This is a genomic window from Streptomyces pratensis (genome assembly GCF_016804005.1).
Classification (GTDB): domain Bacteria; phylum Actinomycetota; class Actinomycetes; order Streptomycetales; family Streptomycetaceae; genus Streptomyces; species Streptomyces pratensis_A.
Genome location: NZ_CP051486.1, coordinates 998,029 through 1,012,553 on the forward strand (window position 1 = coordinate 998,029; position 14,525 = coordinate 1,012,553).

The following is a 14,525-nucleotide window of genomic DNA, read 5'->3' on the forward strand; positions in this document are numbered from 1 at the left end:
GTCTTCCTCGGTCTTCCCCCCCGGGAAGACGCACGGTCATGCGTGACTTCAGCTGCCGCCGGTCCGGCCCGCGCCCGGCATGCGGCGGCTCGCGGCCCGCTGCCAGGTCCTGGCCTGCCGCGCGAACCTGCGCACGGTGGGGCTGCGCGGGATGAAGCCGAGCTGCGAGGGCAGCGCTCCGGGCAGGGCGAGCGCCGTCAGACGGCGGCGCCGGAAGTAGCGGTTCCTTCCGGACGCGGGCTGTTCCGCCAGGAACGCCTCGGCCGCGGGGCGCAGTTCCGGGTAGATCTTCGGCTGCATCGCGAAGCCGACGGCGGTGATCAGCCCGGTGAGCTCCTGCCGGACGCTGCTCTCGTCCGGCAGGGACCAGCCGGTGACCGACGAAGGCTCCTCCAGAGCAGGCAGCAGCGCGTCGACGATCGTCAGCGGCACCCGGTTGCTGTTCTGGTAAGGGGTGAGCCCGTCGAGCAGCGTGTCCGTACCGACGCGGGCGACGGGGATGCCGTAGAAGGACGCGGCGGTGAGCAGAGCGGTGGAGAACGCGCCCACGACGAGCGCCGGGTTCAGCCGCTGGTAGGCCACCTCGGCGATCACCGGGTCCTTCAGGACCGTCAGTTCGGCACCCAGCCGCTCCGCCTCCTCCTCCAGGGCGCGGGACCAGCCGGCCGGGGCTGAGGGGTGCGGCTTGAAGACGATGTGGCGGTGTCCGAGCGCTATGGCGCCGCGCACCATCCGCACATGGAGGTCCTCCTCCTGCGCGGGGGTCAGGACGTCGATCGCGGACAGGTACTGCCCGAGCAGCAGGGCCGGGGCGTCCGGGATCTGCCCTGCGGTGAGCGCGGGCGCCGCGTCGGACAGTTCCGACAGCACCTTGAGGAACTCCGCCGTCGGGACGACCTCGGGTTCGACGTCGAACTCGGACAGCAGGAGCGGCCGGAGCCCCGGCACCAGATCCAGGTGGAGGAGCCGCTGCACACGCGTGCCGATGAGCGGGTCGATCTTGCTCCTCGTCGGGCCGTAGCTCATCAGCCCGTCGGCGTAGACGTGGACGGGGCTCTCACCGAAGATCTTCGCGACGGCGTTGGAGGGGTTCGCCTGGATGGACTCGCAGGCGATCTCCACGGGCCCGTCGCCGAGTTCCCAGGCGAGACGCAGATACCGCTCCCAGAGCAGGGTGTCCTGGTCGCGGGGGAACCAGCCCACCGGGTGGAAGGGGCTGATGAAGTCGTTCCAGGAGATCACGGCGTCGAACTCGGGCCGCAGGCACTCGAATCCGTCCATCCGGTCGAGCGGGGTGCCCACCTCCGGGGCGTACGAGGTGTCGCTGACGATCAGCATCCGGCGGTGTCCGTCGCGGGAACCGAACAGGCCGGACCGGATCGCGGCGGTGACGGTGGCGGCGGCGTACTGGGAGCAGGCGAAGAAGAGCTGGGTGGAACGGCGGCCGGACATCAGGTGGAGGCTCCTGTGGTGACGGAGGGGACGGTCCCCGCGGGGACCGGACGGCGACGGAGGCGGCGGAGCCGCGCCGCCCGCTGGTCACCGAGCGAGTCCAGCGTGTCGCTGAGGAGGTCCTGCGGAAGCCGGTGGAGCGCCGCGGCACTCATGGAGCGAAGCTTCCGGGCGACGGCCGGTTCGAACCTCTCGATGGAGTTCAGGTGGTGCGCCATGACGGCCGCGTAGGTGCGGACCGCCTTGGGCAGCAGCCGGTCCGCCTCGGGATCCCGCGCGGTCTCGTCGATGACCTGGTCGAACGCCCGGATGAAGTCGAGCTGGCGCACGTCACCGATCTGGGTGAGTGAGGAGGCGACACCGCGACGGTAGAACACCCCGAGGAGTCCGACCGCGGCGAAGGACTCCGCCTCCCGGTGCAGCCGCCAGATCCACGGCCGGTCCTCGGCCGTCCGCAGCCCGTGGGTGAAGTGCAGCAGCCCGCGGTCGACGAGACGGCGGTGGTAGATGCCGGCCCAGGCGTAGGGGTAGTCCACCGACGTGGTGCGGTCGGGCGGAAGGATTGCCTCCCGAGGGCTGAAGGGGACACCCCGCAGCCCGTGCGGCACGCGGTGCACGGTCCGCGCCCTGCCGGTGACCTGCACGTGGTCGGCGCGTACGAAGTCGCACCCCAGGTCCTCCGCGGCGGCCAGCAGCCGCTCGTAGTAGCCGGGGGCCAGCCAGTCGTCGCCGTCCAGGAAGGTGATGAACTCCCCGGTCGAGGCGTCCAGACCGGTGTTCCGCGCGGTCGCGAGCCCGCCGTTCTGTTCGTGCCTGATCACGACCGTCCCCGGGATGTCGTCCCGCGCGCGGCGCAGGATGTCGGCTGTCCCGTCCGTGGAACAGTCGTCGACGAGGATGAACTCGAAGTCCTTACCCGCGTTCGCGCGAAGGCTTCTGAGGGTGTCGGGCGCGTATGTCTGCACGTTGTAGAACGGCACGATGACGGAGAGCTTAACCACGGGATTCACGCTAGGCGCCGGCCTGTCATGCGGCTTGTCCCCGGAAAGGACAGGGGATGAACGGGCTGTGTAGGCTCCGTTAACCCGGCCGCCCCACCTGGAGAAAGGGCCCCGGGCGGAGGCCGATCTCCAAGCGTCGGCGGGCTGTTAACCAGCTGTTGCCCCCTCGTTGGGCCGCTCCTCGCAATGCCTTCCTAGCTTCTAGGACGTGCCTCCACGTACCAGTAGCCCGGCCGGCTCCGAAGGCCGCGCCGATACCGCAGCAGCCGACTGTGCCCCCCTTCGCATAGCTGTGCTCGCCGACTCCGACACCCGCTGGAAATGGGGCGCGCTCACCGCGCGCCGCCTCTCCACGGCCTCGGAAGCCGGAGCGACGGGTCGTCCTGTCGAGATCAGCGGACTGCTGCTGCGCGGCCGGGCCACCCCGACGCCCCGCCAGCTCGCCGAAGTGGGCGAGGTGGGGGTCGAGGCCGGCCGGGTGCGCGAGGTGACCGCCGTCGAGTTCCTGCACACGGTGCGGGACGAGGCGTACGACGTCGTCGTCCTCGCCCTCGTCGGCGGCGCCGTCCAGGCGATGATCCACGGCCTGGCCGCACTGGACCTGCCCCGCAGGCCCGTCGTGGTCACCGGCTATGTCGGGGTCGTCTACGAGAAGCTCGCCGACGGGCTCCTGCTGCGCCACGGCGCGGACGTCGTCCTCGCCAACTCCCGGCACGACGCGGCGCGTTTCCACGCGGTCTACGAGGGGGTCGGCGCCGACGCGTCGTCCGTCACCGAGGCGGCCCTGCCGTTCCTCGGCGGGGAGCCGCACCGGGCCCAGGAGGGCCGTGACACCGTCGTGTTCGCCGCCCAGCCCTCCGTCCCCGCGTCCCGCGCCGACCGGACGTACCTGCTGCGCCGGCTCGTCGAGCACGCCAGGCTGCACCCGGGCCGCGAGGTGCTGCTGAAGCTGCGCTCCAAGCCGGGTGAACACACCACGCACATCGAGGAACTGCCCTACCAGCGGCTCGCGGAGCGGATCCCCGGCGGGCTGCCGCCCAACTTCCGTCTCGTGTACGGGCACATGGGCGAGGTCCTGGACCGCACCGACCTGCTGGTCACCGTGTCCTCGACCGCCGCGCTGGAGTCCCTCCACCGGCGGATCCCGACCGCGATCCTCTCCGACCTCGGTGTCCGCGAGGCCCTCGGCAACCACCACTTCATCGGCTCGGGACTGATCACGTCCTGGGACCACCTCGACGGCGGCCTCCGCCCGGAGCCCGACGAGGAGTGGCTCGCAGGCCAGGGCGTCGCCGCCGACGGCACGTACGGGGCGGCCTACGACACCGCCCGGGTGCGGGTCGCTGCGCTGCTCGCCGGGCCGCTTCCCCGCCTCGCCCCCTACTACACGCCCGCCACCGCGCCGGGTTACCTCCCCGGCATCCTCGCCCGCTACCACCTGGGCCCCGACGGCCACCCCCTGCCGGGAGCCGTCACGCCGAGGGAGACGGGCCGGGTCCGCGGCGCGGTGCGCGAAACCGTACGCAACGCGGCGCGCGGCGCCTACCGCCACGGCGTCCAGCGGGTCGCCCCCGTGATCCGGCGGATGGGCGAGCTGTGACCACCGATTCAGGAGCAACCATGACCCCGCCCCCCACCGTGCTCGCCGTGATCCCCGCCCGCGGCGGATCGAAGGGCGTGCCCGCCAAGAACCTCGCCAAGGTCGGCGGCGTACCGCTCGTCGCCCGTGCCGTCCGCGCCTGCCTCGCCTCGCCCGAGGTCACGGACGTCGTCGTCACCACCGACGACCCGGCCATCGCCGACGCGGCCAGGGCGGCGGCCGACGCACTGGGGGAGGACGCCCGGCTGCTCTGTGTGCAGCGTCCCGCCGCCATCGCCGGTGACACCGCGACCAGCGAGGACGCGGTCCTGCACGCGCTGCACTCCTACGAGGCGACGGCGCACGGCCGGAAGGCGGACGTGGTGCTCCTCGTCCAGTGCACGAGCCCGTTCATCACACGCGAGGACATCGACGGCGTCGCCGCCGCGGTGGCCCGCGAGGGCGCCGACACCGCGGTCACCGTGGCCCCCTTCCACGGCTTCGTGTGGCGCGACGGCAGCGCGGTCGAGGAGGGCACCTACGGCGTCAACCACGACAAGGCCGTACGCCCCCGCCGCCAGGACCGGCCCCAGGACTACCTGGAGACCGGTGCCGCGTACGCCATGGAGGTCGAGGGCTTCCGCACGCACCGCCACCGCTTCTTCGGCCACACCGCGCTCGTACGGACCGATCCCGCACGGGTCCTGGAGATCGACGACCCGCACGACCTGGCCCGCGCCCGCGCCCTCGCGCCGCTCCTCGACCCCTCCCCGCTGCCGACCCGGGCGGACATCGACGCCGTCGTCCTCGACTTCGACGGCACGCAGACCGACGACCGCGTCCTCATCGACTCGGACGGCCGCGAGATCGTCGCCGTGCACCGCGGCGACGGCCTCGGTGTCGCCGCACTGCGCCGGGCCGGCGTACCGCTGCTGATCCTCTCCACGGAGCAGAACCCGGTCGTCGCCGCCCGCGCCCGCAAGCTCCAGGTCCCCGTCCTGCACGGCATCGACCGCAAGGACCTGGCACTCAAGCAGTGGTGCGAGGAGCAGTCCATCGCTCCCGACCGCGTGCTCTACGTCGGCAACGACGTCAACGACCTGGCCTGCTTCGGCCTGGCGGGCTGGCCCGTCGCCGTGGCGAGCGCCCACGACTCGGTGCGCGCCGCCGCGCGCGCCGTGACCACCAACCCGGGCGGCTTCGGCGCCATCCGCGAGATCGCGGCCTGGCTCCTGGGCCCCACCCTCACCCTCTCCACCGAAACGCCCGCAACCCCCACCGAGTCAGCCCCCACCAAGTAAGGAAGCACCACCATGAGCAACACCTCCCGCCTGCGTACGTTCGGCACCCGCACCGCCGGCCCCGGCCACCCCGTCTACGTCACCGGCGAGATCGGCATCAACCACAACGGCGACCTCGACAACGCCCTCGCGCTGATCGACGCGGCCGCCGAAGCCGGCTGCGACGCGGTCAAGTTCCAGAAGCGCACCCCGGAGATCTGCACCCCGCGCGACCAGTGGGACATCGAACGCGACACCCCCTGGGGCCGGATGACGTACATCGACTACCGCCACCGTGTCGAGTTCGGCGAGGCCGAGTACACCGCCATCGCCGAGCACTGCGCCAAGCGCGGCATCGACTGGTTCGCCTCCCCGTGGGACACCGAGGCCGTCGCCTTCCTGGAGAAGTTCGACGTCCCCGCGCACAAGGTCGCCTCCGCCTCGCTCACGGACGACGAGCTGCTCCGCTCGCTGCGCGCCACCGGCCGCACCGTCATCCTCTCCACCGGCATGTCGACCCCGAAGCAGATCCGGCACGCGGTCGAGGTCCTCGGCAGCGACAACATCCTGCTCTGCCACGCCACCTCGACGTACCCGGCGAAGGCCGAGGAGCTCAACCTGCGGGTCATCAACACCCTGCAGCAGGAGTACCCGAACGTCCCGATCGGCTACAGCGGCCACGAGACGGGGCTGCAGACGACCCTCGCCGCCGTCGCGCTGGGCGCCACGTTCGTCGAGCGTCACATCACCCTGGACCGCGCCATGTGGGGCTCCGACCAGGCCGCCTCCGTCGAGCCGCAGGGCCTCACGCGCCTCGTCCGCGACATCCGCACCATCGAGGCGTCGCTCGGTGACGGAGTCAAGAAGGTCTACGAGTCGGAGCTCGGCCCGATGAAGAAGCTCCGCCGGGTCGCGGGCGTCGTCGCCGAGGGCGAGAACGCGCCGGCCGCCGAGCCGGTCGCGGTCTGACGGGCCGACCGGTGAACCTCGCCTTCGTCGAGAGCCCGGTCCAGCTCCTGAACGTCCTGGAGTGGACCCACACCCGGGGAGGACCCGACACCACGGTCGTCGTCCTCCCCCCGGTCGACCCGATGTCGCGCGGTCAGCTGCGCAGGATGGCGGAGCTGGCCCGCGACGAGGGCATCACCGTCCGCTGGCAGGAGGCGCGCGGGGAGACCGGCGCGCCTCTGAAGGCCCTGCGGGCGCTGACCGGCCTGATCCGCAAGGCCGACCACATCGTCATCGGGGACCCCTTCTCCCGGTACGTGCAACTGCTCCTCAGCCTGGTCCGCACCCGTCGGATCACGGTCGTCGACGACGGCACCGCCACCATGGAGTTCGTCGCCCAACTGGCGCGCGGCGAACGCCTGGTGCGCTGGCACCGCCGTGGGAGCGGAGGCCCGCGCGAGCTGCTCCTGGCCCCGGTCACCTCCGCGGCCCGCCGCAGCTTCGTCCCTTCGGCCTCCCGCACGGTGGAGGTGTTCACCGCGATGCCGGTGGACGCGCCCGATGGCATCACGGTCACGGCGAACACCTTCGCCTGGACCCGTGAGCGCTTCGGCCCGCCCCTCATCACCAAGGGAGCGGACATGGTCGGGACCTCCCTGGTGGAGACGGGTGTGGTCGACCCCGTCCCGTACGAGGAGGCGGTCGCCTCGCTCGCCCGTACCCACGGCGCGACGCGCTACTTCGCCCACCGTCGGGAGTCCGCGGACAAGCTCCACGCCCTGGAATCCGCCACCGGCCTGGAGATCGTCCGCCCTGACCTTCCCCTGGAGCTGATCGCACGCAGGGGCCCCATAGGCCACACGGTCCTCAGCTTCCCGTCCACGGTGGTCCACACCCTCCCGCTGGCCCTGGCGGGCACGGGCGTGAAGGTCGCGGTGTGCGACATACAGCCGGAATGGCTCCGCGACACGGCGTCCCCCCGCGCCCAGGGCTTCCTGAGCGGGGTCACGGAGACGGCCAAGGACGTCCAGCGGCTCGCGCCGTGGCGGGCGACGTCGGTGGCGGAGGGCTGAGCCGACGGGCGCGGGCGTCCCTCATGCGGCGCCGGTACCCCGGTCGGCAGGTGTCGTCGGCCGTGGACGGCTGCCGTCCAGGAGCAGATCGCCCAACGTCAGCGCCGCCGGCAGCGGTTCGGCGGGCAGCGCTATGTGAACGGTCCGGCGCAGCGCGGGGTCGGTGAGCCGGACCAGCACCAGTCCGTCCGGCACCGCCCAGGCGGCCAGTGAGGGGATCAGCGCGACTCCGAGCCCCGCCGCCACATAACCGAACTTCCCCGTCCACTCCGCGATCCTGATGATCTTCCTCGGAGCGAAGCCTGCCCGCGCGCAGGCGTCGGCGAGCATCGTCGGGCGGTCCCCGTACGCGTGTTGCAGCCAGGCCTCGTCACGCAGTTCGCCCAGATCGATCACGTCGGCGTCGGCCAGACGGTGATCACAGGGGAGGGCGACCAGCAGCTCGTCCTCGCACAGCGGCGCCGTGGTGACACCGTCGGCGGAAGGCAGCCCGGACGGATAGTCGCTGACGACGGCCAGGTCCAGCGCCCCGTCGGCGAGCCGCGCCGTCAGAGTGTCGCTGCGGCCCTCGACCGCGATGACTTCGACAGCAGGCCGGGCCTGCCGGAACGCGCGCAGGGCGGCGGGCACCAACGAGATGTTGGCGGTGGAGAACGCCCCTACGTGCAGCAGCCCACCGTCTCCCGTGTGCAGCACGGCCAGTTCCTGCTCGGCACGTGACAGGCGGTCGAGAACGTCCACGGCGTGGCGGTGCAGGGCGCGGCCCGCCGGGTTCAGCCGTACACCCCTCGGCAGCCTCTCGAAGAGTGGCCCGCCTGCTTCCTGCTCCAGCGTCGCGATGCGTCGGGAAACCGCTGACTGCGTGTAGCTCAGGCGGGCCGCCGCCTTGGTGAACGACCCCGTCCCGGCCACCGTCACCAGCAGCCGCAGCGCATCGATCTCGAACACAGGCCATGTCCCCTCCCGCTCGATCCATTCCTCCGGCGCATGGCTCCCATGCAATGTAGTCGCTGGTGGAATGTATCGCCTCGTCCTAGCGTCGTTCGGGGCGGCCGTGCACGGGCCGTCCGATCACTCCCCGGGGGGCCTGTTCCCCCATGCCGTCCGAGAGGGAACCGCGATGTTACGAAGACGATCCGATACGGGCCCGGTATGCGCGTTGCCGACGATGCTCGCCGATCTGGAGGCGCTGGTGCGCTGCGAGTCCTTCTCGGCCGATCATGCCGCGCTCGCGCGGAGCGCCCGGGCGGTCGGGGCGATGGGGGCGAGGCTGCTGGGGGCCGGGCCCGAGACCATCGTGATAGACGGGGTGACCCATCTGCGCTGGGCCTTCGGCACACCGCGGGTGCTGCTGCTGGGGCACCACGACACGGTGTGGCCGGTGGGCTCGCTGGAAGCCCGTCCGTGGTCGGTGGCCGGAGGGGTGGCGCGGGGGCCAGGCGTGCTCGACATGAAGGCCGGGCTGGTCCAGATGTTCCACGCGCTGGCCTCCCTCCGCTCCCTGAACGGGGTGTGTGTGCTGGTCAACGGCGACGAGGAGGTCGGCTCCCCGACCTCGCGCGAGCTGATCGAGGAGGCGGCGCGCGGGAGTGCGGCGGCGTTCGTGCTGGAGGCGTCCGGTGACGAGGGCGGTGCCCTGAAAACCGCGCGTAAGGGGAGCTCGCGGTACGAGGTGACCGTGCACGGGCGGGCCGCGCATGCGGGGACGAACCCTGAGCAGGGGGTCAACGCGGCGGTCGAGGCGGCCCACCAGGTGCTGGCCATCGACGGAATCGGAGCGGCGGTGACAGGGGGTGCCGGGACGGGCGCCACCGGCACCGGCCTGACAGTCACGCCCACACTCCTGTCGGCCGGCAGTACGCCCAACACGGTGCCGGCGCTGGCGCGGATAGCCGTGGACGTACGCGTACCCACCTTCGCCGCACAGGACGATGTGGACGCGCTCATGCGGGGGCTCTCGCCCCGCACGCCCGGGGCCCGGCTGGAGGTGCGGGGCATCGGCGGACGCCCGCCCATGGAGGCGGGGGCCTCGGCCGAACTCTTCGCCCTCGCCTCCCGGATCGCTCTGGAACTGGGAGGGCCTCCTCTCCGGGGTGTCACCGTCGGCGGCGTCTCGGACGGCAACTTCACCGCCGCCGTGGGCTGTCCGACGCTCGACGGGCTGGGAGCGGTGGGCGGAGGTGCCCACGCGGACGACGAGTACGTGGAGGTCGCTGAGATGGTTCCCAGGGCCCGACTGCTCGCCGGACTGATCAGCAGGACCCCGCGATGAACGGCTCCGAACGCCTCCGTGTACCGCTGCTCGTCGTCGTCTCCGCCGTGCTGCTCGCCGGCTGCGCGGGAGCCGCATCCGAGCCGGCCCCGCCCGGCGTCACGCAGACCGTGCGACCGACTCCCACTCCCACTCCGTCGCCGACCCCCTCGCCCACACCGAGCACGGCCGCCGAGATCGCCGAAGGCGTCACCCACTGGTACGAGTACGGAGGCGAGACAGCGATGGTCAGCTTGATCAACGAAGCCGCAGAGGTCCAAGCCGGTCGCCCCGATGAGCAACTGGCCCTCGTGGTACTCGACTTCGAAGATCTCATGAGCGCGCTCGACACCGCCCGCCTGTTCGGTTCCATCCCCGACCCCGAGGCCCGGACGGCCTGGTCGCTCGCCGTCGAACAGCTCGACGACGGCGCGGGGGAGCTTCTGGACTCGGCGCCGGAGAACAGCCTGTTCCAGTCGCCCGCGGAGGCCGGGCAGGCGTGGCGCGGGTGGCACACGTTCGACGAAGGGATCAAGAGCCTCAAGGCGGCCGAGGCACGGCTCCGCGACGCCTTCGGCCTTGAGCCGTCATCGGACCCGTGGGCACACCCTTAGTCCTGGCACATGCCGGTCTCGCAGGAAGTGGCTGAGAGACCGACGGCCGGATACCTGTCGAGCTCCGGCCTGCGCTTCCGGCAAGTGCGGGGGGCATGCTCCGAGGTCCCTCATCCCGGCCGGTGGGGGCCGGGATCGCCGACAGGCGCACCAAGGGTGCGAAGGCCGGATGGGCGCAGGCTCCAGACCACGTCACGGATCGCCGACACGCCCTCGTCGTCCTGGTGCCGGTCGGCGATGACGCGCCCGCACTGCACGTAGCCCGTGCCGCTGCGGGATCTCAGGCGGACCACGAGACGCGTCTCCCGCCACTTCTGCGGGACGCCGGACTCCTCGTAGACACGTGAGAACTCGGAGTCGTCGACGGTGTGGAGTTCGAGCCCTTCGTAGCGGGTCACGAGCTGCATGGAGTCGACCGCTTCGAAGTGGAGGTCCAGCCGGCTGTCCTCCACGCCGTCCTTGCGGGAACGGAGCAACAGGTGGGAGTGGCCCACGCCGTACCGCCAGACGCGGAAGGTCCGGTCGAACCGGTGGAGGAGGGTGGACGGATCACTGAGAGCACCACTGGTCAACGGTTCTGCCGCCTCTGTCGTCGATGCGTGCGCGGTCGTGGGGATCTGGACGAACGGGGTCGCGGTCAGTGCGTGTTCTCCCGGTCGGGCTCCGGGGAGACCGCCGGGCCGGTCCCGTGCCGCACCGCCCGCGACTCCGCGCGCCTACGCCGCAAGGCGAGGGCGAAACCGACTCCGGCCAGGAGCGCCGGAGCGGCCGACTGCGCGGTCAGCGACGACAGCCAGCCGTAGTTCAGCGGCTCTGTGAGGCCGCTGGCGTACTGACAGGTCGCCTGGGGCGGGAAGAAGTTGTACTCCAGCGTCCTGGGTGCATAGGTGGTCCAGCCCCCGCCCGCCGAGCAGGCCTCGGACGGCCCCGCGAGCAGCCGCCATCCGGCCAGCGCGTACAGCAGGAGGAACACGGAACCGGTGACGGCGAACGCCGTTCCCGTACGGCGGACCTTCTCGGTCCTGGACATCGGGGCCACCAGACGGCCGCCGGGCCGCGGATCGAGACACTCCGCGAGCAGGGCCACGAACACGCAGGCGACCACGACCAGCAGGCTGACCCAGAGCAGCGTGCCGAGCACTTCCCGGCCCCCGACGGACATTACGTCCCCGCCCCGGAACTCGCAGACGGTGGCCGGTGGGAACGCCTGGTACCGCACCTCCTGGAGCCGGCCCGGGCCCGACACCAGCCCGTGCATGCACCGCTCGTCGAACTCCAGCATCCCGAACAGGGCGAGGAACAGGCATACGGCCAGCGCGCCGAAGGCGACGCCTGCCACGGCCCACAGGCCGCCCGTCCGGTATCCGGCGTGCGTACGCTCGTGTGACATCCGTGCACAGTATTCGAACGCAACGGCCGTGCAGACCCGAAGGCTTGAGCGTGTCGACGGTCTGTGACGAAGCCGGTCCCGAGGCTCGGGTCCCGAAGCTCGGCACTCGGGCTCCGGAACCGCCGGTTCACTCGTCCGAGGGATGGTCGCGGAGTGCGGGCCCGACGCTTGAGCTTCGGGATCCGAGGGCCGGGTTCCGAGGGCCGGGAGTCGAGACGTGCAGTCATCCGAGTGGTAAAAGAAGGGTGGGGGAAAAACCTTCCCGCCCTCCCGAACCCGTCACGGCCAGCAAGTATGACTAATCGTGACCGACTTGCGGCGCTGAGTCGCGGCTGCTTACGGTGCGCAGAACTGAACGACCCCGACGCGGTGTTGGTCGCACCAGGCCGGGGTCTCACCGCAAGATCGCACCCTAGGACGATCCCGTGGCTGTCAAGCACCCTAGCTCCGCCCTGTGCGCACCCGCACCCTCCCGCCCGTACGCGAGGGCCAACCCCGGCTACGGCAAGCGCTCCGCCCCGGACCAGCGCCCCGCCCGGCCCGACGACTTCGCCCTGCTGCCGGAGCGGGAGCGGTACGTCGCCGGTTACGTGGACCACCTGCCCGACGGCGCGGCCATGGACATCAAGTCGCTGGCCAGGAGCTTGCCGCTGTACGGACAGATGGCCGTCGGCAGTGCCCTGAGGGCCCTGGGGGTGGCCGGACACCTGCGCCACGTGCGGATGCCCGCCGAGGCGGGCGGAGGCCAGGTCCGCTGGATCACCCGCACCTACTGGTCCCGTACGGCCCGTGACAACGAGTGGTGGACCGCGTTCCTCACCGGCGCGGCGGGGTGCGAGGGCACCTCCGGATCCGCCCCGGTCCCCGCTCCTCCCGTAGCCCCCGTAGCCCCCGCCCCGCCACCGGTGCCGCAGCAGCGCACCCAGGAGCCGGGCCCCGCGCCCGCCGGGGCCTCCGGCGCCTCGCCCGCGTACCTCGTGCTCGCCCGTCTCGGCCGGGCCGACGCCCGTCTCGCCCTCTCCGCCGCCGACTGCGCCGCCCTGGAGGACCTGGCCGCGGCCTGGCTCGCTCGGGGCGTGGGGACGGAGTACATGGTCCAGACCCTCGCCGCCGGGCTCCCCGCCGCCGTCGACTCCCCGGTCGGCTTCGTCAGGCGGCGGCTCCGCGACAAGATCCCGCCCGAGATGCCTGTCGCGCCCGCGCCCGAAGCTCCCCGTGCACCCGTACCGCGCCCGATGGTCGAATGCACGGAGTGCGGCGCACCCGGCCGCCCCGAGGCGCTCCCGGACGGGCTCTGCCGCTCCTGCCGGACCCCTGGCCCGACAGCCACGGAGACCCTGGCACCACCCGCGGCGACCACGGCACCCACTGAGGCCACGGCACCTGGGTCGATTACGGTTCCCACGCCCGCGTCTCCCGCCGAACGCGATGTGAAGGCGTACGTCGGTACGCTCCGTGAGTTGCTCAGGCTCCCCTGAGGGAGGGGCGCCTGACTCGCGCCTCCCATCGCGGTGGAAAATGGGCGAGTTTACCCACCGGGCCCGGCCGTCACACGCCGCAGGGCCGTCTTTTGTTCCTCTAAGCGGCTGAACTTTTGTTGATCTGTGGCCAGTTGTGGGTACCGGGGGCCTACCCTTGACTGGGTGAACCAGTTGAAGTCCCGTGCGCCCCACGCCGAGGCCGTCCTGCCCGGCACCCTGCCCGACGACCTGCGTGCCGAGCTCATCGCCTTCCGCCGTGATCTGCACATGCACCCCGAGCTCGGCAACCAGGAGTTCCGTACCACCGCCGCCATCAAGGCCCGGCTCGAGAAGGCCGGGCTGGAGCCGCAGGTGCTGCCCGGCGGCACGGGACTGGTCTGTGACGTGGGGGAGTGGGACGGCGTGACGCCGATGCTGGCGCTGCGCGGCGACATCGACGCACTGCCGATCCCGGACACCAAGGCCGGGGTCTCCTACCGGTCCACCGTGCCCGACCGGGCGCACGCCTGCGGGCACGACGTCCACACGAGCTGCGTCCTGGGGGCGGGACTCGTGCTGAGCGAGCTGGACCGGCAGGGGCTGCTGCCCCGTCCGGTGCGGCTGCTGTTCCAGCCCGCCGAGGAGGTGCTGCCCGGCGGTGCCGCCGACGCGGTCGCGGCCGGGGTGCTGGAAGGCGTGGGACGGATCATCGGGGTGCACTGCGACCCCAAGGTGGACGTGGGCAAGGTCGGACTCCGGATCGGGCCGATCACCTCCGCCTGCGACCGCCTGGAGGTCTCCCTCGACGGTGCCGGTGGCCACACGGCCCGGCCGCACCTCACCACCGACATGGTCACCGCCGCCGCCCGGGTGGCTACCGACGTACCCGCGCTGCTCGCCCGGCGGGTCGACGCGCGGGCCGGCCTCGCGGTCACCTGGGGACGGCTCCAGACGGGCCACGCGCCCAATGTCATCCCCCAGCACGCCGAGCTGTCCGGGACGGTGCGCTGCCTCGACCTGGAGAGCTGGCGGCAGGCGCCCGACCTGGTGCACGAGGCGATCGACGAGGTGGCCGGAATGTACCGGGCGAAGACGGTGATCGACTACGTCCGTGGGGTGCCGCCCGTGGTGAACGAGGCCGAGACGATCGGTCTCCTCGACGCCGCGATGACCATCCGCCGCGGATCGTATGCGATCGAGGACACCGAACAGAGTCTGGGCGGCGAGGACTTCTCCTGGTACCTGGAGAAGATCCCGGGTGCCATGGCGCGGCTCGGCGTGCGCGCGCCGGGCGACACCCGTGGTCTGGACCTGCACAGGGGCGACTTCGACGTGGACGAGGAGGCGATCACGGTGGGGGTGGAGCTGTTCACCGCCGCCGCGTTGCTGGACGTCTGACCTCGGCCGTCCCGGGAGGTGATCGCCGTACGGAACACACCATGTTCCGTGCTGGTAACGGCTCGTAACCGGACAGGAC

Annotated in this window: 13 protein-coding genes; 8 read left to right on the forward strand and 5 right to left on the reverse strand. The window is 71.9% G+C overall.

Annotated features, from left to right (window positions below; all coding sequences use genetic code 11):
• Positions 1-48: 48 nt before the first annotated feature.
• Positions 49-1,452 (reverse strand): polysialyltransferase family glycosyltransferase, encoded by a 1,404-nt coding sequence (locus tag HED23_RS04435; RefSeq protein WP_203182110.1) that lies wholly within the window; start codon positions 1,450-1,452, stop codon positions 49-51.
• A complete protein-coding gene (locus HED23_RS04440) occupies positions 1,452-2,453 on the reverse strand; it encodes a glycosyltransferase family 2 protein (protein WP_203182111.1) in 1,002 nt (333 codons plus the stop codon). Before HED23_RS04440 ends, HED23_RS04435 begins: the two co-directional genes overlap by 1 nt.
• Positions 2,454-2,661: 208 nt before the next feature.
• On the opposite strand from HED23_RS04440, the gene HED23_RS04445 reads away from it, so the two are divergent.
• The 4 genes from HED23_RS04445 to HED23_RS04460 are packed head-to-tail and all read left to right on the forward strand — an operon-like array spanning position 2,662 to position 7,333.
• Positions 2,662-4,053 (forward strand): DUF6716 putative glycosyltransferase, encoded by a 1,392-nt coding sequence (locus HED23_RS04445; protein ID WP_203182112.1) that lies wholly within the window; start codon positions 2,662-2,664, stop codon positions 4,051-4,053.
• Between the two features lie 20 nt (positions 4,054-4,073).
• Positions 4,074-5,333 (forward strand): acylneuraminate cytidylyltransferase, encoded by a 1,260-nt coding sequence (locus HED23_RS04450; protein ID WP_203182113.1) that lies wholly within the window; start codon positions 4,074-4,076, stop codon positions 5,331-5,333.
• Between the two features lie 12 nt (positions 5,334-5,345).
• Positions 5,346-6,281 carry an N-acetylneuraminate synthase family protein gene (locus tag HED23_RS04455; RefSeq protein WP_203182114.1) on the forward strand — a complete coding sequence of 312 codons (936 nt, stop codon included), beginning with the start codon at positions 5,346-5,348 and terminating at the stop codon, positions 6,279-6,281.
• 11 nt (positions 6,282-6,292) lie between these two features.
• Positions 6,293-7,333, forward strand: coding sequence for a hypothetical protein (locus HED23_RS04460; RefSeq protein ID WP_203182115.1), 1,041 nt, complete (start codon positions 6,293-6,295; stop codon positions 7,331-7,333).
• Between the two features lie 21 nt (positions 7,334-7,354).
• Here the strand turns inward: HED23_RS04460 and HED23_RS04465 are convergent, their stop codons facing one another.
• Positions 7,355-8,281, reverse strand: coding sequence for a LysR family transcriptional regulator (locus HED23_RS04465; RefSeq protein ID WP_203182116.1), 927 nt, complete (start codon positions 8,279-8,281; stop codon positions 7,355-7,357).
• A gap of 220 nt (positions 8,282-8,501) precedes the next feature.
• Between HED23_RS04465 and HED23_RS04470 the strand changes: the two genes are divergently transcribed.
• Together HED23_RS04470 and HED23_RS04475 are read left to right on the forward strand one after the other, a co-directional pair.
• Positions 8,502-9,605, forward strand: a complete 1,104-nt coding sequence (locus tag HED23_RS04470) for a M20 family metallopeptidase (RefSeq protein ID WP_203187355.1) — start codon at positions 8,502-8,504, stop codon at positions 9,603-9,605.
• Positions 9,602-10,198 carry a hypothetical protein gene (locus tag HED23_RS04475; RefSeq protein WP_203182117.1) on the forward strand — a complete coding sequence of 199 codons (597 nt, stop codon included), beginning with the start codon at positions 9,602-9,604 and terminating at the stop codon, positions 10,196-10,198. The genes HED23_RS04470 and HED23_RS04475 overlap by 4 nt, the downstream gene beginning before the upstream one ends.
• A gap of 110 nt (positions 10,199-10,308) precedes the next feature.
• On the opposite strand, the gene HED23_RS04480 is transcribed toward HED23_RS04475, so the two are convergent.
• Together HED23_RS04480 and HED23_RS04485 are read right to left on the reverse strand one after the other, a co-directional pair.
• Positions 10,309-10,770, reverse strand: coding sequence for a hypothetical protein (locus HED23_RS04480; RefSeq protein WP_203182118.1), 462 nt, complete (start codon positions 10,768-10,770; stop codon positions 10,309-10,311).
• Between the two features lie 65 nt (positions 10,771-10,835).
• Positions 10,836-11,588: a hypothetical protein gene (locus HED23_RS04485; protein ID WP_203182119.1), complete on the reverse strand. Its 753-nt coding sequence runs from the start codon at positions 11,586-11,588 to the stop codon at positions 10,836-10,838.
• Positions 11,589-12,013: 425 nt separating this feature from the next.
• Here HED23_RS04485 and HED23_RS04490 point away from each other — a divergent pair, with 425 nt between their 5' ends.
• The gene (locus HED23_RS04490) at positions 12,014-13,066 is read left to right on the forward strand and encodes a MarR family transcriptional regulator (protein ID WP_203182120.1); all 1,053 of its coding nucleotides are present in this window, start codon (positions 12,014-12,016) and stop codon (positions 13,064-13,066) included.
• 165 nt (positions 13,067-13,231) lie between these two features.
• Positions 13,232-14,446 carry an amidohydrolase gene (locus HED23_RS04495; protein ID WP_203182121.1) on the forward strand — a complete coding sequence of 405 codons (1,215 nt, stop codon included), beginning with the start codon at positions 13,232-13,234 and terminating at the stop codon, positions 14,444-14,446.
• Positions 14,447-14,525 lie beyond the last annotated feature (79 nt).